Origin of the sequence: Emticicia sp. CRIBPO, assembly GCF_009905725.1 — a bacterium.
GTDB lineage: Bacteria > Bacteroidota > Bacteroidia > Cytophagales > Spirosomataceae > Leadbetterella.
This window is the reverse complement of the sequence record NZ_JAAAKV010000002.1, coordinates 292,430-312,176: the sequence shown is the minus strand read 5'-3', so window position 1 is coordinate 312,176 and position 19,747 is coordinate 292,430. Positions and strand designations below refer to the sequence as shown.

The window sequence follows — 19,747 nt, the reverse complement described above, 5'->3', positions numbered from 1 at the left end:
AATACTTTTTACTTCTTTTCAGCTTTCAGGGTAGCCTCAATCCCTTCTACCACCGTTTCATAGCTCAATGACTTTCCAATAATGTTCCCGATCTTGGTTGTCCCTTCATACATCTGGATGGAGCCGTCGGCATTTTTGGCCAGGGTAATGTTACTCACCACTTCTTTGTCTTCCGTAGTCTTACCGTTAGCGGTTTCATAGAGCAGAATGGTCATATCGACAGTCTTCTCGGTTACTTTTGCGATCACCAGCTTCACTTCAATTTTCGAGTTCCCGCTTTGAAAAGGCAGGGAGAGCGGAGTGCCTGAAACAACCATGGCATTGGCCTCATAATTTCCGGCAGCCTGGTCGGCTAGTGACAATTCGGGTTCGTTTTTTGAACAGGCAGTGATCAGGCCGATCAACATCAGGAGTACAACTAAGTTCTTCATTTTCTGGGATATCTGAATGGTTTTTTTAAATATGGTCAGTCATTCTGGCACTATTTTGGCAATGACATTTGTGACTTTCTCATCATTACGGGCAAAAAACATACCGTTTATCGTGAAAAGTCATTTTTTTTCGAAAAAACTTTCAGAATATTTTGAAAATTCAAAAAGACTATTTTAATTTGAAGAATATTCTTACGTGCATTATAATATACTTTCTTATAATTTATGGAATTACAAGTCGCAAAGGACAAGTTTATTCACACTTGGGGGACATTGGCTACCCAATGGGGAATCAACCGGACCATGTCCCAGATCCACGCCCTGCTTTTACTCTCTCCCAAGTCGCTCAATGCTGATGAAATCATGGAAGATCTCAGGATTTCGAGAGGCAATGTGAACATGAACCTGAGAGACCTGATGAGTTGGGGCCTGATCTATAAACAGCTGCTGCCTGGTGAGCGGAAAGAATATTTCATGGCAGAAAAAGACATCTGGAAAGTAGCCCGTCAGATTGCCAAAGAAAGAAGAAGAAGAGAAATTGAGCCTATCATTGAAACCATTGAAGACATCAAAAAGAGCGTTGTTCCGGATACGGTTGAAAAAACAGAGTTTCTTAAGATTGTAGGTGATATCGGGGTAGTGGCAGGCTTTGCAGATAATACGATTGAATCCGTTCTTAAATCGGAGGAGAGTTGGTTGATAACCAACTTTTTAAAGCTTTTTAGTAGATAAATTTTGGGGTTTTATAGTAACACTGTATCTTTCCTTTGGCAGGATACAGTTTTTTTTAATTCTGAATCGACGTCGGACTATTGTATCACGCCGTCATTCAAAATTACATCATCGCTATCATTCAAAGCTGAATATCAATCCTTCGGCAGAGCTCTTTCCAGCTGTTTTTTCTTATTCCACGGAGCGGTGGTCTGGCGTGACATGTCATAAAGGAAAAACAAAACCAGGGCCAGAAATAGCACAAAGATGATTTTGAACACAAGTCTGTTTTTGTTTTTCATGATTATTTTATGCTTTCCAGGGTAAATCTCTCCTTAAAATGTCCGGATTTTCCCGAGATTTCCTCCCATTTCAGATCCTCAAATTTAAGTACGATCACCGTAGCTTTTTCCATTTCACCGCCACAATCCGTGCTGCTCAGGTAGTCGGCAAAAAATGAGATATCAGGGTTATGACCTAAAATAGCCACGGTCGAAAGATCTTCTGTCAGGGCGTTGATCAGGGTCAGATAAGCACCTGCTCCTCCACCATAAAGTGTTTCTTCTATCCGGACAGCCTCACTGTCCATTTTAAGCTGTTCAGAAATGATCTTGGCCGTTTCTTTGGCCCTTACGGCCGGACTTGAGAGGAATGCGTCAAACTTGAAATTCTTGCTGTGAAGAAAGTTGCCCATCCTCGCCGATTCCATGATGCCGCGGGAGGTAAGGTCTCTGTCAAAATCTCTGAGCATGGATGAATTTCCTGGTTCTTCGGCAGAGGCGTGTCTGATTAAAAATATTTCTTTGGTCATAATGAGTATTCAATAGGGAGCCCGAAATTACGTTGAAATTCTAAAATATATATGCAAATAATAAAAAAATGCTTAAAAACTTCTTTTACTGCAAGTGAAAATTTCAAATAAAGCTATTCATTCAGTGATCCGGATAGCCGGGGCATAAAAATAAACACACAGTGGAAATGTGTGTTTAAATAGGGAATTCAGAATAAAAAATGATTTTAAATCAACCGGAAATATAACTTTCCAGAAAATTGATATGCGTTTTCTGTTCGATGATAAGAGCCGTTACGATATCACCCACGCTCAGAATTCCGATGACCGTGTCATGGTCGACAACCGGTAAGTGTCTGAATTTGCGTGAGCTCATGATTTCCATACATTCAACAATGTTCATGCCCGGGTTAACGGTGTAAACATTGGGGGTCATGACTTCAGAGATGGAGGTGGTATTGGCTTTACGACCTTTGATGATCCCTTTTCTGGCATAATCCCTTTCTGAAAAAATACCCACCAGCTTTTGGTCTTCCATGACCAGCAAGGCTCCGATATTATTTTCAGACATGATAATCAGTGCGTCATAAACCGTGGTAGAGGGCGTCACCGAAAGGAGGCTCTTAATTTTTTTGTTAGCCAAAAGTGTTTTAACTGAAGTCGCCATTGCTGTTAAAATTATATGTTCATAATGATTTTGTCTCGTGAGTCAAGACAAATGAATTTTGAGGTTATCCTAAGCAAGATAAATAAAATATAAATAAAGTGAAACAATTTTTTGAAATTATTCTATTGTTCTTTAATGTCTGTCCCGGCGATTTCTCAGGGTGTTTTAATACGGTATTTCGCATGGTAATAAAAGATATCCGCTGATCCGTTTTCCCTTTTCCTTTCTCCGGTCACTCATTTGGCAGGGTTTTTGAAGAATTTTAAATGGTATACATACCTATGTGCTCAATGAAAAATTGTTTTCCTCCATTTAGAAAGGTTTTTTACCACTCGCTGGCCGTTTTCCTGCTGGGATTATGCATTTTGTCCTGCAAGAAAAATATCGGTGATGTGGACCCTGAACCCGGACAGTCGGCCTCTGCACCTGCATCAGATTATGATGCTGTGGTGGCTACGGCCTGGATTGACCTGCAAATGCACCTGATCAGCAGTACGCCCGGGTTTGAATCTCCGGTTGCGGCACGCTCATTGGCCTATTCTACGCTGGCTTTGTATGAAAGTATACATTTTGGAATGCCGGGCTTCAAAAGCCTCGAAAATCAGCTCAACGGCCTGGGTAATATGCCTCAGCCTGATACTACCGATAGTTACCATTGGGGATTGGTGGCCAGCACCGCTCAGTACACCCTGATCAGAGACATGTACAGCACTACCAGTGACGTCAATAAAAAAGCCATAGATTCTGTCAGAAGTCATTTTGAAACGGAATTAAAAAAAGGGATTTCCGATCCTGTCGTAGACCGATCCATCCGCTTTGGTGCCGAGATCGCCACAGCCATCTGGAATTATTCAAAAACTGATGGGGGGCAGTCAGGAAGTCTTGAAAATTACCCGGCCAACTATTCGATACCCACAGGAATCGGATATTGGAAACCCACAGGCGGACAGGTGACGCCGTTACTACCCTACTGGGGAAAAAACAGGCCTTTTGTGACTTCCAATAAAACTACTAATGCCGAAAAACCTGTTACTTTTTCATTTGATAAAAACTCCGACTTTTTTAAAGAGGCGAAATACGTGCAGGATTCCGCCAAAATACTGACTTCGGGTCAGAAGGAATTTGTCGATTTCTGGAGAGACGGCCAGGGCACAATCGCTACCGCCGGACACCTGTTTAATATCGCTTCCCAGATCCTGAAAAAAGAAAAGGTAAAACTGGATAAAGCGGCTGAAGTCTATGTAAAGCTGGGCCTTGCCCTTAACGATGCCCACATATCGGCCTGGAAGGCGAAATATACTTATTACCTGATGAGGCCGAGCACTTATATAAAACAAACGCTGAACCCCTCATGGACGCCTTACATGGCCAGTCCTCCGTATCCTGAGTATGCTTCGATTAATGCCACGGCAGCGGGGGCTTCAGCAGGCATCCTGGATTCGGTTTTTGGAGAAACCTATGCCTTCGAAGATGATTCTCACAAAGGATTACAGCCAAAAAGAAACTTTGCCAATTTTGCCCAGCTGGCAAGGGAGGCCTCACTGGCAGGATTTTATTCAGGTACCCAATATTACTTCTCCGGTCAGAAAGGCCGTGAAAACGGTTATAAGATAGCCGCAAATGTATTAAAGCTTAAGTTTAAGAAGTAAGACGTTTAAGCCAGGGAAGCTTCAAGTTCCTTCAGCATCGGTACCAGCACATGATCTTCAATAATCGCATGTTTTCTGAGTTCCAGTTCAAACAATTCCACCTGGTTTAAAAACACCCGGTAGGGAAGAGGTGTCGTTTTATCGTCTGAAAACTGGCTGATGATATGATAAACTTCTTTCAGATCATCTTCTATAGGACCATGATGATCGTCAAAGTCCTCAATAGGCGAACCAGTTAAAACATCTTCTTTATTTAGTTCTCCCTTGGAAGCGGAAATGACTTTTTTGACATAAGGGAAGAATTCCTTTTCTTCCATTTTGATGTGGGCCACCAATTTGTTTTTGTAGTCATTAAAGAAAACGGCAAGACTGGCAAGAAGCTGATGCGACTGACCGTATTTACTGAAAATATGGAGCATAGATTGCTCAATTTCAGGAAGTTTCTTGGTCAGATAAAGCCGGTGGCTGGCCTGCAGGTAGTTTAAAACCTGTTCAATCGAAAACTTCCTCATGTTCTGGTACGGAAATTCATCGTCACTGCTGTAAAGATCCAGAATAAGCTCCATGAGTTCGGCGTCCATCTCAAACTTCTCAAAATTGTCTGAATTGTTGGTACTTTTCAGATCCAGTCTCTCAGTAACCAGCTGGTACATTTTACTACTGGTAATCAGGTCATTGTAGGTTTTTGTGTTCATTTTTGAGTGCCGGTGTTTATTGTTTTCAGTCAAGCTTCACAAAAGTCTTATTTCGAAGTTACTAAAAAAATGATAAAGATCATACCTTTTTATTTGTATTTATTCTAAATAACTGTTTATATTTGTGTGGAATTTATCAAAAAGATGAACAAAGCAACTGACAGTCAACTGATAGAATTATACAGCAGTGCCCACGGGACCGTATTTCAATGCGACCGCACTCACAAAATCATCGTAAATTTTGGAGGAATTAGTACCAGTTTCAGGATTCAGAATTTTCTGAACTTTAAGAAGATGGTTGATTCGGTGGATATCCATTCTATGATCTTCAACTTGTCTGACGACTTTGATTACGGTCTGATTGACGCTCCTAACGCAGATACCCGCTACCGGTTAACACTCTGCGAAATTCTTCATCTCCGCGAACTGCTAGAAGGAGCGAGGTTTGCTTTATATGTTGAACAAACGATATCTGAGATTTTTGAGGAATTGGTTTAAGATTTAGATTAACTCTAAATATATCCGAATATACTGTGCGGAAGAACAATAAGAGTAAAGAATACGTTACTTTTATATTGCAAACAAGACACAAATCAAAAATTTTGGATAACATGAAAAATCTGGTAAGAATGAGAACTTCTCTTAAAGAAGAAGTAGAAGCGATATTAAACGATCAAATCAAAATGGAGTTCGAAGCCTCGAACAAGTACCTGGCTATCGCTTCATGGTGTGATCGCAACGGATATAAAAACAGTGCCCATTATTTCTTTACTCAGGCGACTGAAGAACATACGCACATGATGAAGATATTCAGGTTTATCCTGAATCTCGGAGGAACTTCGGTAACTCCGGATGTGGAAAAACAAAAGCAGGAATACTCTTCTATCCGTGAATGTTTTGAAACGGCACTGGAGAGTGAGATCAAAGTGACTACGGCCATCAGCAAAATTGTAGCTGCTGCACGCCAGGTCAATGATTACGCTACAGAGCAGCTGGCTTTGTGGTTTATCAACGAGCAGATCGAAGAAGAATATAACGCCCGCAGGGCCCTTGAGATCATTGATCTGATGGAAGGCGAGTCTCTGTTTGCTATTGACCAGGAACTGGGCAGTATCAGAGAATCTGCCGCTCAGTCAATGACTAATGGTACTGCTGAATAAGATAGAAGTATTTAATTGAAAAGAGGCTGTCTTCGGGCAGCCTCTTTTGTTTTAACAGGGGGTATTCATATTATTTTACTCCGGCCAGCTTCTTCAAAACACTTTCAGCATCTTCATTTACAGGCCCGGGTGCCATGGCGTCGACCAGTGTGCCATTCTGATCATAGATCATATACCGGGGGATAGAGCTTATTCTGTGTTTTTTTATAAACTCAGATTCCAGCGGATTATATACAAGGTAGTTTTCAGAATAGCCATCAAGCCCATCTTTTATACTTGCCTGTTTCCAGGGATTGGTCATTTCATCAATCGACAGATACACAAATACAACAGGGATGTCTTTCAGCGTTTCTTTGAGTTGTTTCGAATGAGGAAGTGCAAGCCGGCATGGTTTGCACCAGCTGGCCCAGAAGTCTATGTAAATGACTTTCCCTTTGTGCTTTTTCAGGAGGTCTTCCAGGGTAATTTTATTTTGTTGTTTATCCAGTAACACCATTGAGCTGTTATCGGGAGTTTCTTTGTTGAAATTAAAATAGCTGTCGGGTTGCTTTTTGAAGGGGTTACCTGATAAGAGGAAGCAGAAGAATATCAGACTTATTTTCATTTTTAAGGTTTTAACATATGTAAATATATAAAAGTATTTTTAATTAACTAATCTTTTAGTTTGTTTTGATTCTTTTCCTGTTTTGAGCTGATAATTTGTTCATCCTGAGTGATTTTGAAGTTCAGTTGTCAGTTTGAAAAACGATGGCAAGCAGAGTTGTGGTAAGCCTTTAAAAATGAAAGCGTTCGGTCATAAATTATGTTCTTCCTGATCATTACTTTTCTCAGATATCTTCGTTAATTTGGAGCATAATATCTGAAACCCAATGAAACACATTCTTACTTTTCTTTTTTTTGTTTGCCTGATACCAAGTTGTAACACCCTTCCTGAAGTAGGTATAAAACGCCTCGGCTTCGGCGATGAGGTAGACCTCCTTCAGAACCTTCTTTTTGAGTTTGATGAAGACCTGGTTTCGGAAGGGGACCTTAATGAATGGGAGAGTGTTCCTTACATAGATTTTGAACCTAAAATCCAGGGGAAATTTAAATGGATCGGGAAAAATGAACTCATTTTTTCGCCCACCAGTCCTCTGCAATTTGCGACCTCGTATAAGGCAAGTCTTTCCGGACAGTTGCTGAAAAGGAAAAAAGGCTCGCTGGTCGTTGATAAAGAAGAACTTATTGAATTCAGAACCCCCAGCCTGAAGGTAACAGACCAGCAGGCTTATGCTACTGTTGATAAAAATCACAAAAAGAGCACAAGAGTAATGCTGGATCTCAACTCCCGTTACGATACACATACGATCAAGGACGAAGTAGTGGTTTTTGCTGACAATAAATTGGTTGACTATGAAGTAGTCTCCACCGGCAATCTCAATGACCTGGTGCTGAATATCACGGATAACCTGTCGGAAACAGATCATGTAAGGGTGGAAATCGCCGGGAAGAAGGGTAACCCTGCGAAATTCCAGGAAAAAGAAACCCTGGAAATTCCCGTGCCGGAAGCCGAAAAGCTGGAGATCCTGAAATTTCAGACTTCCTTTAAGAAACTGAAAGGTTATATCCTGGTGAAAACCTCACAGACGGTAGATGCGTACGGTATCGAGAAGTACATCGAAATCACCCCGGCAGTTAAATTCGAGGTTGAGCAGGCTGAAAACGGGTTCCTGATCAAAGGTGATTTTAACCAGGATGATATCTATAAAATCAGGATAAGCCCCCTGATGAGCGGGATATTAGGCGGTAAAATGGACAGTGAATTTGTAGGAGATGCGTACTTCGGTAAGATCGATCCTTATCTGGAGTTTACCAACAGAAGAGCTCAGTACATCTCTTCAAAAGGGTATAAAAACATTGGGGTCAATATTGTCAATATCCCTAAAGTACGCATAAAAATATCTAAAGTATATGAAAATAACCTGCTTCCGTTTATCAGGTCGTCTTACCAGAATTATGACGAAGAGGGCGAAGGGTACAGGTATTTCAGAGACGTGGGTTTGTATTCTGATGAATTATCAGATAAGAAAATTGAAAGCACCGACCTGCCCTCCAAGCAGGGAGTCGCCCTGTTGAATCTTCCTTTACCTGAGCAAAGAGACAGGAGAGGAGTATATTTTATTTCTGTGGGCTCAGAAGACGAATATTATCACTCGATACAGAAACTGGTGTCCGTTTCGGATATCGGCCTGATTTCAAAATTATCCAGAGACCAGGAAACCCTGACTGTTTTTGCCAATTCCATACTCACAACGGAGTCTCTGCAGGGAATAGAAATAAAGCTGGTCAGCACCAATAACCAGGAAATAACCAAAGGGGTGACCGATAAAACCGGGATGCTGGTGTTTAAAAACCTGAAAAAAGAACACCCCGGATTTACTGTGGCCATGATCACTGCCAGCACTAATGATGACTTCAATTATATTCTTTTTGAGGATACTGAAATAGAAACATCCAAATTTGATGTGGGTGGACGCCTGCCCTCAGAGTCCGGCTATGAAGCCTTTATTTACGGAGACAGGGAAATTTACCGTCCTGGTGAGACTGTCTATTTCAATACGGTGATCAGAAACCGTTTCTGGGAAGCCAGGAAAGATATTCCAATAAAAATAAAGGTGAGGCAACCCCGCGGCAAAGAAATCAGTTCGGTAATGACCCAGACCAATGCGGCAGGGGCAGTGGAGCATTCTGTTAAGTTGGACAGGGCGGCGTTAACCGGGTTTTATACCATAGAAATACTTACAGGCAACGATGTGCTGATTGGCAGCAAGAGAATATCCGTGGAAGATTTTATGCCCGACAGGATTAAAGTCCAGGTGGACGGCCCGGAGTCGGTTTCTGTTGGGCAGAAGGCCAATATAAAAATTACGGCCACCAATCTTTTCGGACCACCAGCCAGCAACAAGACCTATGAAATGGAATATGCTGTGTCCAACAAGGCGTTCACGTCGAAAGGTTATGAAGATTTTCATTTTGGGATTGTTGACCAGACCAAGTTCGAAAAAGAACTCCGTAACGGAACGACTGATGCCAAAGGCATGGCTTCGGAAGTATTTGAAATACCAAAAGAGTTGTCTGGCCGGGGAATGCTGGAAGGAAAGGTTTTGGTGTCGGTTTTTGACGAAAGCAACAGACCCGTGCACCGGATGAAGACATTTAACATTTACACGCAGCAGGAATTCCTGGGCATACATATTCCCTCATATTTTACTTCAACCAATGTTCCGTATCCTATGGAGGTGGCGGCTTTGGATGCAGGCGGAAAGCCGGTTACCATAGCAGCCATGATGGAAGTTTATTTGCTGGATTACCAGACCGTCATGGAAAAGACGGAAAATGGCCTGAGGTATGTTTCAAAGAAAAAGGAAAAACTGATGAAGTCTGTAGACCTGACCATCAAAGGCAGAACCAGGGTAACTGATTTTATGCCCAAGATTTCCGGAGAATACGAAGTGCGGCTTAAACTGCCGGATGCCCCGTCTTATGTGGCGTCTACTTTTTATGCTTATGGCTATGGCAACCGATCTTCATTTGAAGTGGACACAGACGGAGAAGTCCAGATCACCACAGATAAGGAGTCCTACGCCGTTGGAGAAGAGGTGAACGCTATTTTCAAGACACCTTTCGATGGAAAATTGCTTATAACGGTTGAAAATGAAGGCTTACTGGAACACCAGTATATTCAGACCGAACAGAAGTCCGCTTCCCTTAAATTTAAGTTAAAAGAAGGTCATTTGCCCAATGTGTATGTATCTGCAACCTTGATCCGGCCGATGAATCAGCCGGAATTGCCGCTGATGTCGGCCCACGGTCTGAAAAGCGTAAAAGTGGATGATGAAAACAGGAAGCTGAAGATTGAGATCAGGGCCCAGGCTAAAATACGTTCAAAAACACACCAGGTAGTGGAAATCCTGTCCACACCAAATACCGAGCTTACCGTAGCGGTGGTTGATGAGGGCATTCTTCAGTTAAAAAACACGGAGACGCCTGACATATACAAACATTTTTATCAGAAAAGGGCCCTGGAAACCCGCAGCTTTGATCTGTATCCTTTATTGCTTCCTGAAATACAGTTAAACAATGCTTCAAAAACCGGAGGGGACGGCGGAATGAGCAAAAGGGTGAATCCGCTGGCCAACGGCAGGGCAGAGCTGGTGGCCAAATGGAGTGGGATTCTCAAAACGGATGCCTCTGGTAAGGCGAAATTCGAATATGATGTGCCTGAATTTTTGGGCAGTCTGAGAGTTATGGCTGTGGCATATGATGATAAAAAATTCGGTTCGGCCCAGTTTCAGACCGTGGTTTCAGATCCGGTCAGCATCAGCGTGGGTTTACCTCTCTTTTTAAGTCCCGAAGATAAGGTGAAAGTACCCGTGACATTTTTCAATACCACATCTGAAGTTCAGACCCTTAAAATTTCGGCTTCTACGGAGGGAAAGATCAGTGCCGGAAAACTATCGGTTTCTGACCTCACCGTAGGTCCCGGAAAGGAAGGATTTGTTGAACTCGACATCAGCAGTGCGGAAGGCATAGGGTTAGGAAAGTTAAAGGTTATGGCCCGTAACGGGAAAGAACTTTTCAGTAAATCAACAGAGATCAGTGTAAGGCCTGCTGCTTCTTTACAAAAGTCGGGAACCGCCGGAATGATCGATATAAACAAAGAACTGACTTTTGCTAAACCGGAGGAATACATGAAAGGCACCCTGACTTCCAGGGTCTACATCAGCCCGACACCCATTCTTCAGTTTGGTCACCGTCTTGAAAACCTTCTCAGTTACCCTTACGGTTGCACTGAGCAAACCATATCGAAAGCTTTTGCTCAGTTGTACTTTGAAGATATTGCAGGAGAGGTATTTGCAGATTCCTCTGTGACAGAGAGCGGAAAATCGGAAAGAAACCCCCGCTATAATGTGCAGTCGGCCCTGGAGAAGATCCAGGAAATGCAGATATATGATGGTTCGTTGCCTTACTGGCCGGGGAATGAAACCGGGCAGTGGTGGGTAACAGCCTATGCTTTGCATTTTGTGGTGGAGGCCCAGAAGGCGGGATATGATGTCTCTAAAGACTTTACATGGAAGCTCATGGACTATCTGAACAACATGGTGAACAGGGAAGAACAGATCAAAGAAATTTACTATACTGTGGAAAACAAGGTATTGGTAAAAAAAGAACGCATTCCGACAGAACTCGCTTATTCCCTCTATGTATTGTCTCTTACCGACGAGCCCTACCTGGCCGGGATGAACGAATTAAAAACAAAGTATGATAAGCTTTCGCAGGATCAGAAGTTTCTCCTGGCCTGTGCTTATATGCAGATTGGTGATTCGAGAAGTTACGCGGCCCTGTTGCCTAAAACCTATACCCGGGAATCCTATAGCCCGATGCTGAGCGGAAGCTTTTCATCTCCGTTACGGAATATGGCTTTGGTCCTGAATACTTTGGTGGAGTCGGATCCGAAAAACGCCCAGATTGTTCCGCTGACCCAGTCGCTGAACACTACCCTGATGAATAAGAATGTTTATCTCAACACCCAGGAACTGGCTTTTTCGCTGAACGCATTTGGTAAGCTGCTTAACAGTAAAAAAAGCAACTCGAAAGCGGAGGTCATTGTTGACGGAAAAGTACAGCAAACCATAAGTAAGAAAGGGGTCTGGATTGACCTGGTGAATTATCCTAAGGGAATAAAAATAAAGGCATCCGGTGATAAAATGTATTACTACCAGGTAAACGAGGGTATTCCTGCAGTCAGGAGTACCAAAATTGAAGACAAGGGACTGATGGCCAGGAGGGCTTATTTTACCCGCGATGGAAAACAGATCACTACTTCAGCCATCAAGCAAAACCAGCTGGTAGTGGTAAGGCTTACTTTAAACAGTACCCCGGATATTCCGTATGCTTTAGAGAATGTGGTGCTGACCGATATCATTCCTGCAGGGCTTGAAATAGAAAACCCGCGTCTCACCGGTGGCAGGGATATGGACTGGATCAAGAATGCTGCCGAACCGCAATATTTTGATATCAGGGACGACCGCATCCATTTCTTTGTCAATGTCACCTCAAAACCACAGTATTATTATTACCTGGTAAGGGCAATAACCCAGGGAAGTTTCATCCAGGGGCCTGTGTCGGCAGACGCCATGTATAATCCGTATCTGAGAAGTTATTGGGGAGGCGGGCGAATTACAGTAAACTGAGAATGGGACTTAATACAGTGATTAATAAGTTGAAAACGCTGTGGAAACACCGTGTGAAGAAGAAGTATGTTTATGCATTTTCGGTTTTTTTGCTGTTTTTGATTATCGCAGACCTTGCTTTTCCGCCGTTAACTCCGGCCTCTTATTCAACCGTTGTGCTTGACAAAGACGGACAGATTTTATCGGCGTATCTTAATAAGGATGATATATGGCGTATCAAAACCACACGGGATGAGGTTTCTCCCTATTTTCTGAAGGCCATTGTCAATAAGGAAGATAAATATTTTTATTATCATCCCGGTGTAAACCTGGTATCAGTCGTCAAGGCCGTTTTTAACAATGTAATATCTGAAAAAAAGCCTGTCGGAGCTTCTACCATTACGATGCAGGTGGTAAGGATGCTTCAGCCTAAGAAAAGGACTTATGCGGCAAAAGCGGCCGAAGTACTCAGGGCAATACAACTGGAACTGCATTTCTCGAAGCGGGAGATTTTAGAGATGTATCTGAACCTGATTCCTTACGGATCAAACATTGAAGGGATCAAGACGGCTTCTTTGTTGTATCTTCAGAAACACCCCTCGAGGCTATCACCGGCGGAAGCCACTTTGCTGAGTGTTGTTCCTAACCACCCTCAGCTTTTAAAATCTGCCAGGAATACACCCGAACTGGCAAAATATAACCTGCGATGGTTGAATTTTTACGCAAGGAAAGGCATTTTCACGGAAAAGGAAACGAAAATTGCCAGGAGTGAGCAGGTCATCATAAAAAGGACAGCCCTTCCGAGGCTTGCTCCCCATTTTTGTAACCGTCTGAAGTCAGACGATGCATCGCCGTATATCCAAACTCCCATTAACCTTGGGCTGCAGCAGTTTGTTCAGGAGTCTGTTACTTCCTACTTAAATAAACTGAAGTCCCTGGGGCTTCAGAATGCCATGGCAATGGTGGTAGATAACCGGACGATGGAAGTAGTGGCTTATTGCGGCTCAGCCGGATATGCTGACAATCCTGACGGCGGGCAGGTGGACGGGATTCAGGCGGTTCGCTCACCCGGAAGTACACTTAAGCCTTTTCTTTATGGCCTTGCGGTCCAGAAAGGGCTGCTGAGTTCTAAAACCATTTTATATGATGTTCCGTCTGACTTTGACGGCTACACCCCTAAAAATTTCACGGACACTTACCAGGGACAAATAAGTATGAGAGATGCCCTGCAGTTGTCTCTTAATATCCCTGCAGTCAGTCTTCTGCAGGAATATGGCGTGAAAAAATACATTGATGATTTGAAAAGAGCAGGGTTTTCCAGTGTAAAAGCTAATGAAGACAAGCTCGGACTTTCGATGATACTGGGCGGATGCGGGGTGAAGATGGAGGAACTGGTGAAGTTGTATGCTGCGTTAGCCAATTATGGAAATCTTCGTGAGCCGGTTTTTTACCGTAATCAATCTTCAAAAAAGTCCCAGGCTTTGATGGACTCTTCAGCGGCTTACATTATTTCGAACATATTAAGTGGTATTCAACGACCTGACTTCCCGAATAACTTTGAATTTACTTATAAACTTCCGAAAATAGCCTGGAAGACCGGAACCTCATTCGGCAAAAGGGATGCGTGGGCAATCGGCTATAATCCGAATTATACGGTTGGGGTATGGCTGGGTAATTTCAAGGGCACCGGAGTGCCGCAACTGAGCGGGGCGGAGGTGGCCACACCTTTATTATTCTCTTTGTTTAACCAGATTGATCAGAAGCCTGCCGCATGGTATAAGATGCCCAGAAGCCTGATGATCAAAGAAGTATGTTCACTGACGGGTCTGCCCCGAAACAGTTTTTGTGAAACCATCCAGTATGATGAATTCATAGACAAAGTACATTACAAAAAGAAATGCAACCATCTGCAATCCGTATGGGTGAATCCTGCAGGTACATTCTCGTATTGCAATGCCTGTCTTGACCGTTCAGCAGCGATTCTTGAAAAGTATCCATATTATCCTCCGAAATACCTGGAGTTTCTGCAGAATAACGGCCTGCCTTATGTACGCATACCGCCTCACAATCCGGCCTGTCAGCTGATGAGTCGGTCGGGTGAACTGGCGATTACCTCACCCAGAAATGGCGGGAGTTATTTTGTTCAAGGTAATGAAGAACTGGAATTGAAGGCAGCTGCAGGTAATACAGACGAAGAAATTATCTGGTATCACAATAACCGATATCTTGGAAAACGTACAATGTCCCAAAGTCTGTTCATTAAACCTGACATCGGCAAAAACACCGTAACCTGCACCGATAAGCGTGGAAAGAGCGTGTCGGTGAGTTTTGAGGTGAAGACGTTTTGATAATTTATATCCCGGACCTGATAAATTTTTCTTATTTATACAACAAAACAATCTCACCCTTCCTATCCGTCTCAAAAGAAAAATCCGCTTTCCAGTCTGGGGATATCGGGGTGCCATTAATATTCGTGATTACCGAGGTTTGTTGTTTCTGCGGGTCTTCGGTTTTGGGAGAAAGGAATGTGCCTGAATGGCCGCAGGAAAACAGGAAAAATGTAAGTGCTGTGAGAAATAAGTATTTCATATGGGTTATATTTTGATTTTATTCAGAACGTATAACCATGAAATTTTATTGGATAGCAAAGGAATTATTTAGTTTTCAAAGGTATCTGATCTCACGAAATCTTCGGCAAAGACCATTTCTTTACCACCACCAGTATCCGCATAAAAATGACGAGGCCCATGGTGAGGTAGGTGTTGATGATGTCGTGGTCAAAAAACTTGTTCAGGATCAGGAAAACGATGCCGCCGATGATGCAGAGGATGGCGTATATCTCTTTACGGAAGATGAGCGGTACACGGTTAGTGAGAATATCTCTGAGTACGCCGCCGAAAACGGCCGAGACTGTCCCCATAATAACTGCTACCATGGGCGACATGCCGAACAGAAGGGCTTTTTTAAGCCCGATGATGCTGTAAAGCCCCAGTCCGATGGTATCAAACAGAAAGATGGTTTTGGAGAGCATAGAGAACTCTCTCTTGAACAATAAAGCCAGGAAAATGCCCAGGATAATCACATAAATGTAGGCCGGATCTTTCATCCAGCCTACAGGTGTGCTGCCTATCAGTACATCCCTGAGGGTTCCACCTCCCACTGCGGTGGCAAAAGCAATGACAGAGGCACCGAAAATGTCCAGCTGACGCTCGATACCAATCATTGTTCCGCTGATCGCAAAGACCAGAACGCCCAGAATGTCCATCCAATAGATCAGTTCCATAATTTTATTTTACTGAGATTTCATCCACAAAAAGCCAGGCAGGATTACCGTGTCCCGGGTGACTGTCGGCCAGTTTACCATAATTTTTTGCAAAAACCTTGATATACCTGGCGTTCTGAGTGCCAAGTGCAATGTTCAGTTGCTGTACAATGTACTCCGGCTTATCAGATGTATCCATTTCGATTCTCTTGACACTTTTGAAAGTCTTGCCATCATCAGAAACAAATATCTCCACATATCTTGGCAGCATGATCCACGAAGCACTGGCTCTCTGGAAAGCTACACCGATTCTGTTGATCAGTGTTCTTTGTCCGAGATCGATCACTGCATCCAGGTCTTTTCCGTTAAAACCAACCCATGAAGAAGAGTTGCTCAGATCTCCGACAATGGCATTTGTAAGGGCATATTTTTCACCTCCGGTGTAACCTTGTGGTTCACTGGCAAGGGTGTAGGTTTTGCCGGTAGAAAGCGATACCACAAACTGTTTCGTCAGAACTTTGCCCAGCTGATCTCCGGTTTTGGAAAACGCTGCCGAACTGATCAGCATGTCTGCATTGATCGGGATGTTTTTTGCCGGGTCAAAAGCCAGTGATTGTGCATTAGGTTCTGTACCGTCCAGTGTGTACCTGATGATGACATCTTTGTCAATGTTTTCCAGTTTGACGACCGGAAATCCTTTGGCATCTTTCAAGGTAGATGCTGTGATGTCATAATAACTTCTGGCATAATTAACCCCCAGGTGCTTTAACCTCTCAAAATGGGTTTTAAGACGCAAAGCAAAGTTTTTATAATCCTTAAGTTCTGCTTTGGTCCAGGCTACTTCAGCCAATGCGGAGGCCCTTGGGAAGGCCATGTACTCAGCGTGCTCGGGAGTAGCAATGTATTCCGTCCAGAGATTGGCCTGAGTACCCAGGATGTGTTTTGCCTGCTCTTTGGTAAGGGCAGCCGGAACCGGCTCGTAGCCGTACACTTTTTCGATAGTCAGATATCCCCCGATTGCTATCGGTTCTGTCAATGGGTTGGACTGGTAGTAATCCAGGTAAAGATTGCTGGTAGGGGTCATGATGGCATCGTGGCCTTGCTTAGCCGCATCGATTCCACCTTCAATACCTCTCCATGACATGATGGTGGCATTGGGAGAAATTCCTCCTTCCAGGATTTCGTCCCAGCCTATGATCTTGCGTCCTTTTGAAGTGACAAATTTGTCGATTCTCCTGATGAAATAACTTTGCAGTTCATGCTCGTCTTTCAAACCTTCTTTTTTCATAAGCTGCTGACAAAATTCAGAGTTTTTCCAGGCGGTTTTCGGACATTCATCACCACCGATATGGATGTATTTGGAAGGGAACAATTCCATAACCTCCGTCAATACGTTCTGAAGGAATTCAAAAGTCTGTTCATTCGGACAGAAAACCTGGTCGCTTACCCCCCAGAGGGTGCTCACTTCGTATTTTTTGTTTTCGCATCCTAATTCAGGATAGGCTGCCAGGGCCGCCTGGGCATGTCCCGGAAGTTCTATTTCGGGAATAGCCGTAACAAATTTAGATTCGGCATATTTAACAATGTCCCTGATTTCGTCCTGGGTATAAAACCCCTCATGAGGAATACCGTCCCATTTCTGGTCACGGTAGTGCCCGGCCATAGATTCTTTTCTTTTTGAACCTATTTCAGTCAGCTTCGGGTATTTTTTGATCTCAATTCTCCAACCCTGGTCGTCCGTAAGGTGCATATGAAAGGTATTCAGTTTATGCATCGCAATCAGATCGATATATTTTTTGATAAAGCTCACCGGGAAATAATGTCTTCCCAGATCCAGCATCATGCCTCTGTAGCCGAATCTCGGCTCGTCTTTGATAACACATTCAGGCACCGCCAGTTTAACCGCCGGCTGCAGGCTTGAGCTGTAAACAGAAGGTGGCAGCAACTGAAGCAAAGTCTGGAATCCGTAAAAATGGCCTTTAGCCGTGGAGGCTTTGATAATTACTGAAGCAGGAGAGGCCACGAATTCATAAGCTTCCGGACCAAGTGCCGGGGCGTCTTCAAAACTAATGCTGTTCGGCGTTTTCTGTGAAGTGATTTCCGGTAAATTTCCGGTCACGATCTGGATCCTCTGGGCCAGTTGCTCAGCCACTTTCATGGTTTCAGGAGCATTGGTACTGACCACAATCTTTGTTTTAGGCGTTATGCTGAATTTTCCTTTTCCTTCTACCAGGCTGTTTGGCTTAGGAATGACCGGATAGGTATTCTGTGCGTTGGCGTAAAAGGAGAGAAGAAAAAAGGCAAGAATGAGTTTTTTCATTATCAGAAATTTTGTTGTTTTCAATGTCAGGTCCGGTTAATTTTCAAGACTATTCTTTATTTCTTTGAGTTGCTCCACGAGGTTGCCTCCCACAGGGATCATGTCTGAAACTTTGGAAATGATGTTCGGAGCGAAATCTTTAATAAAAGGGTAGAAGTCTGCATCAGTAAACCATTTTTCGGGTAGGGGAATGCCGGTTTTGGAGATGATCCAAAGCAGGAGACTTACCCCGAAAAGCCACATGAGGCTTCCGAGGATGGCCCCGAGAAATCCGTCCAGAGTTCCGAAAAGCGTGTACTTCAACGATTTACGCATCATCCAGCCCATTTTATTGATCAGGAATATGGTAGGAAAAAATATCAGGATAAAACTAAGGTAAGGCGATAAGCTTCCTGTCAGCTCTGTTCCCAATAATTTTTCCAGTACATCTATTCCGAATCCAAGAAATTTGAAGCCGAGCACTATAGCAATGATAAAAGCCAGAATACCGATGATCTCTATCAGAAGTCCTTTCTGATAGCCTTTAAAAGCCCCGAAAACGATCGGCAATAGCAGCAAAATATCAATGGTGGCCATAGTTTCAGGCCAGCAGTTGTTTCACCATGGCCGAGATCGCTTTTCCGTCTGTTTTTCCGGCGAGTTCTTTGGTAGCTACGCCCATCACCTTACCCATATCAGAAGGGGCACTGGCACCAACTTTGGCAATGATTTCCTGTAAAGCGGCCTTCAGTTCGTATTCAGACATGGCCTTTGGCAGATAAGCTTCAATAACGGCGATTTCGGCTTCTTCCTTTACCAGGAGATCTTCACGGTTTTGGGTTTTATAAATTTCAGCAGAATCTTTACGCTGTTTTACCGCTTTTTGAAGGATTTTCATTTCATCCGCTTCTGTCAGTTCACCTGTCCCTCCGCTTTTTGTTTCTTCCAGTAATATACCTTTTTTAATATCTCTCAGAGCCAGTAATCTGACTGAATCTTTTGCCAGCATAGCAGCCTTGATGTCTGCATCTATTTGTGTTTTTAACGACATGATGATTGTGATTTGTTAAAGATGGAAAAATTAGCTCCTGAAAAGCAAGCAAACAATGGGGTTTGCTTTGTATTTTTGGATCTAAATCAAAATGCAAAAATGACAAAATTATCGGTCAATATCAATAAAATTGCGACTTTACGTAATTCACGTGGAGGCAATATGCCGGATTTGGTTAAAACCGCCATAGATTGCGAACGTTTCGGAGCACAGGGCATTACTATTCACCCGAGACCCGACGAGAGGCACATCAGATACCAGGACGTTTTCGACCTGAAGAAAATAGTAACTACAGAATTTAATATAGAAGGAAATCCTACAGAAGGCAGGTTTATCGAGGTGGTTTTGGCTACCAGGCCTGAGCAGGTAACACTCGTTCCGGATGCTTTAGGGGCCATCACTTCCAACGCCGGATGGGATACCATCCGCAATAAAACCCAGCTTCAGGAACTCGTTTCGGTGTTTAAAAAAGAAGGGATCAGGGTTTCCATTTTTGTAGATCCTGTCGAAGAAATGGTAGAAGCGGCGGCTGAAACCGGTACTGATCGCATAGAATTGTACACAGAAGCCTATGCCAAAGATTACCCGGAAAATCCTGAAGCGGCTATTGAAAACTTTATTAAAGCTGCTGAGATGGCCAATAAAGTTGGCCTGGGAATCAACGCCGGACATGATCTCAGTCTTGAAAACCTGAAATACTTCAAAAAGAATATTCCGGGACTGCTGGAAGTATCCATCGGCCATGCCCTGATTTCTGACGCCCTTTACTTTGGCCTGGAAAATACCATCCAGATGTATCTCAGACAACTGGAAGACTAAG

Annotated in this window: 18 protein-coding genes; 7 read left to right on the top strand and 11 right to left on the bottom strand. The window is 43.4% G+C overall.

What is annotated here, in order from left to right; genetic code table 11:
* Positions 1 to 8 precede the first annotated feature (8 nt).
* On the bottom strand, positions 9 to 431 hold the full coding sequence (locus GVN16_RS05315; RefSeq protein WP_166562810.1) for a hypothetical protein: 423 nt from the start codon (positions 429 to 431) through the stop codon (positions 9 to 11).
* Between the two features lie 225 nt (positions 432 to 656).
* Between GVN16_RS05315 and GVN16_RS05310 the strand changes: the two genes are divergently transcribed.
* Positions 657 to 1,163 (top strand): GbsR/MarR family transcriptional regulator, encoded by a 507-nt coding sequence (locus GVN16_RS05310; RefSeq protein WP_166562809.1) that lies wholly within the window; start codon positions 657 to 659, stop codon positions 1,161 to 1,163.
* A gap of 134 nt (positions 1,164 to 1,297) precedes the next feature.
* On the opposite strand, the gene GVN16_RS05305 is transcribed toward GVN16_RS05310, so the two are convergent.
* The 3 genes from GVN16_RS05305 to GVN16_RS05295 all read right to left on the bottom strand — a co-directional run bounded on the left by GVN16_RS05305 (position 1,298) and on the right by GVN16_RS05295 (position 2,599).
* Positions 1,298 to 1,444: a hypothetical protein gene (locus tag GVN16_RS05305; RefSeq protein WP_166562808.1), complete on the bottom strand. Its 147-nt coding sequence runs from the start codon at positions 1,442 to 1,444 to the stop codon at positions 1,298 to 1,300.
* A 2-nt stretch (positions 1,445 to 1,446) separates the two neighbouring features.
* Positions 1,447 to 1,953, bottom strand: a complete 507-nt coding sequence (gene sixA / locus GVN16_RS05300; protein ID WP_166562807.1) for a phosphohistidine phosphatase SixA — start codon at positions 1,951 to 1,953, stop codon at positions 1,447 to 1,449.
* A 211-nt stretch (positions 1,954 to 2,164) separates the two neighbouring features.
* Positions 2,165 to 2,599 (bottom strand): CBS domain-containing protein, encoded by a 435-nt coding sequence (locus GVN16_RS05295; RefSeq protein ID WP_205748788.1) that lies wholly within the window; start codon positions 2,597 to 2,599, stop codon positions 2,165 to 2,167.
* A 290-nt stretch (positions 2,600 to 2,889) separates the two neighbouring features.
* Between GVN16_RS05295 and GVN16_RS05290 the strand changes: the two genes are divergently transcribed.
* Positions 2,890 to 4,248: a phosphoesterase gene (locus GVN16_RS05290; protein WP_166562806.1), complete on the top strand. Its 1,359-nt coding sequence runs from the start codon at positions 2,890 to 2,892 to the stop codon at positions 4,246 to 4,248.
* Between the two features lie 5 nt (positions 4,249 to 4,253).
* Here the strand turns inward: GVN16_RS05290 and GVN16_RS05285 are convergent, their stop codons facing one another.
* Entirely contained in the window at positions 4,254 to 4,943 is a 690-nt protein-coding gene (locus GVN16_RS05285) for a hemerythrin (protein WP_166562805.1), read from the bottom strand.
* 144 nt (positions 4,944 to 5,087) lie between these two features.
* On the opposite strand from GVN16_RS05285, the gene GVN16_RS05280 reads away from it, so the two are divergent.
* Both GVN16_RS05280 and GVN16_RS05275 read left to right on the top strand, forming a co-directional pair.
* Positions 5,088 to 5,441: a hypothetical protein gene (locus GVN16_RS05280; protein WP_166562804.1), complete on the top strand. Its 354-nt coding sequence runs from the start codon at positions 5,088 to 5,090 to the stop codon at positions 5,439 to 5,441.
* A gap of 113 nt (positions 5,442 to 5,554) precedes the next feature.
* Positions 5,555 to 6,103: a ferritin gene (locus GVN16_RS05275; protein WP_166562803.1), complete on the top strand. Its 549-nt coding sequence runs from the start codon at positions 5,555 to 5,557 to the stop codon at positions 6,101 to 6,103.
* A 70-nt stretch (positions 6,104 to 6,173) separates the two neighbouring features.
* On the opposite strand, the gene GVN16_RS05270 is transcribed toward GVN16_RS05275, so the two are convergent.
* A complete protein-coding gene (locus GVN16_RS05270; RefSeq protein ID WP_166562802.1) occupies positions 6,174 to 6,707 on the bottom strand; it encodes a TlpA disulfide reductase family protein in 534 nt (177 codons plus the stop codon).
* 265 nt (positions 6,708 to 6,972) lie between these two features.
* Here GVN16_RS05270 and GVN16_RS05265 point away from each other — a divergent pair, with 265 nt between their 5' ends.
* Positions 6,973 to 12,336, top strand: a complete 5,364-nt coding sequence (locus GVN16_RS05265; RefSeq protein ID WP_166562801.1) for an alpha-2-macroglobulin — start codon at positions 6,973 to 6,975, stop codon at positions 12,334 to 12,336.
* A gap of 2 nt (positions 12,337 to 12,338) precedes the next feature.
* On the top strand, positions 12,339 to 14,663 hold the full coding sequence (gene pbpC, locus GVN16_RS05260) for a penicillin-binding protein 1C (protein WP_166562800.1): 2,325 nt from the start codon (positions 12,339 to 12,341) through the stop codon (positions 14,661 to 14,663).
* Positions 14,664 to 14,694: 31 nt separating this feature from the next.
* Here pbpC and GVN16_RS05255 read toward each other — a convergent pair whose 3' ends face one another.
* The 5 genes from GVN16_RS05255 to GVN16_RS05235 all read right to left on the bottom strand — a co-directional run bounded on the left by GVN16_RS05255 (position 14,695) and on the right by GVN16_RS05235 (position 18,927).
* The gene (locus GVN16_RS05255; RefSeq protein ID WP_166562799.1) at positions 14,695 to 14,904 is read right to left on the bottom strand and encodes a hypothetical protein; all 210 of its coding nucleotides are present in this window, start codon (positions 14,902 to 14,904) and stop codon (positions 14,695 to 14,697) included.
* 91 nt (positions 14,905 to 14,995) lie between these two features.
* Entirely contained in the window at positions 14,996 to 15,598 is a 603-nt protein-coding gene (locus GVN16_RS05250; protein WP_205748787.1) for a trimeric intracellular cation channel family protein, read from the bottom strand.
* A gap of 4 nt (positions 15,599 to 15,602) precedes the next feature.
* Positions 15,603 to 17,897: a family 20 glycosylhydrolase gene (locus GVN16_RS05245; protein WP_166562798.1), complete on the bottom strand. Its 2,295-nt coding sequence runs from the start codon at positions 17,895 to 17,897 to the stop codon at positions 15,603 to 15,605.
* A 36-nt stretch (positions 17,898 to 17,933) separates the two neighbouring features.
* Entirely contained in the window at positions 17,934 to 18,473 is a 540-nt protein-coding gene (locus tag GVN16_RS05240; protein ID WP_166562797.1) for a CvpA family protein, read from the bottom strand.
* Positions 18,474 to 18,477: 4 nt separating this feature from the next.
* On the bottom strand, positions 18,478 to 18,927 hold the full coding sequence (locus GVN16_RS05235) for a GatB/YqeY domain-containing protein (protein WP_166562796.1): 450 nt from the start codon (positions 18,925 to 18,927) through the stop codon (positions 18,478 to 18,480).
* Positions 18,928 to 19,026: 99 nt separating this feature from the next.
* Between GVN16_RS05235 and GVN16_RS05230 the strand changes: the two genes are divergently transcribed.
* A complete protein-coding gene (locus GVN16_RS05230) occupies positions 19,027 to 19,746 on the top strand; it encodes a pyridoxine 5'-phosphate synthase (protein WP_166562795.1) in 720 nt (239 codons plus the stop codon).
* The last annotated feature ends 1 nt before the right edge of the window (position 19,747 follow it).

What these genes read in the sequence shown, in the direction of transcription:
- GVN16_RS05295 (WP_205748788.1), bottom strand. Translation starts at nt 2,599, where the DNA reads ATGGCGACTTCAGTTAAAACACTTTTGGCTAACAAAAAAATTAAGAGC.
- GVN16_RS05310 (WP_166562809.1), top strand. Translation starts at nt 657, where the DNA reads ATGGAATTACAAGTCGCAAAGGACAAGTTTATTCACACTTGGGGGACA.
- GVN16_RS05270 (WP_166562802.1), bottom strand. Translation starts at nt 6,707, where the DNA reads ATGAAAATAAGTCTGATATTCTTCTGCTTCCTCTTATCAGGTAACCCC.
- GVN16_RS05275 (WP_166562803.1), top strand. Translation starts at nt 5,555, where the DNA reads ATGAAAAATCTGGTAAGAATGAGAACTTCTCTTAAAGAAGAAGTAGAA.
- GVN16_RS05285 (WP_166562805.1), bottom strand. Translation starts at nt 4,943, where the DNA reads ATGAACACAAAAACCTACAATGACCTGATTACCAGTAGTAAAATGTAC.
- GVN16_RS05240 (WP_166562797.1), bottom strand. Translation starts at nt 18,473, where the DNA reads ATGGCCACCATTGATATTTTGCTGCTATTGCCGATCGTTTTCGGGGCT.
- GVN16_RS05315 (WP_166562810.1), bottom strand. Translation starts at nt 431, where the DNA reads ATGAAGAACTTAGTTGTACTCCTGATGTTGATCGGCCTGATCACTGCC.
- GVN16_RS05250 (WP_205748787.1), bottom strand. Translation starts at nt 15,598, where the DNA reads ATGGAACTGATCTATTGGATGGACATTCTGGGCGTTCTGGTCTTTGCG.
- pbpC (WP_166562800.1), top strand. Translation starts at nt 12,339, where the DNA reads ATGGGACTTAATACAGTGATTAATAAGTTGAAAACGCTGTGGAAACAC.
- GVN16_RS05265 (WP_166562801.1), top strand. Translation starts at nt 6,973, where the DNA reads ATGAAACACATTCTTACTTTTCTTTTTTTTGTTTGCCTGATACCAAGT.
- GVN16_RS05245 (WP_166562798.1), bottom strand. Translation starts at nt 17,897, where the DNA reads ATGAAAAAACTCATTCTTGCCTTTTTTCTTCTCTCCTTTTACGCCAAC.
- sixA (WP_166562807.1), bottom strand. Translation starts at nt 1,953, where the DNA reads ATGACCAAAGAAATATTTTTAATCAGACACGCCTCTGCCGAAGAACCA.
- GVN16_RS05305 (WP_166562808.1), bottom strand. Translation starts at nt 1,444, where the DNA reads ATGAAAAACAAAAACAGACTTGTGTTCAAAATCATCTTTGTGCTATTT.
- GVN16_RS05280 (WP_166562804.1), top strand. Translation starts at nt 5,088, where the DNA reads ATGAACAAAGCAACTGACAGTCAACTGATAGAATTATACAGCAGTGCC.
- GVN16_RS05230 (WP_166562795.1), top strand. Translation starts at nt 19,027, where the DNA reads ATGACAAAATTATCGGTCAATATCAATAAAATTGCGACTTTACGTAAT.
- GVN16_RS05290 (WP_166562806.1), top strand. Translation starts at nt 2,890, where the DNA reads ATGAAAAATTGTTTTCCTCCATTTAGAAAGGTTTTTTACCACTCGCTG.
- GVN16_RS05235 (WP_166562796.1), bottom strand. Translation starts at nt 18,927, where the DNA reads ATGTCGTTAAAAACACAAATAGATGCAGACATCAAGGCTGCTATGCTG.
- GVN16_RS05255 (WP_166562799.1), bottom strand. Translation starts at nt 14,904, where the DNA reads ATGAAATACTTATTTCTCACAGCACTTACATTTTTCCTGTTTTCCTGC.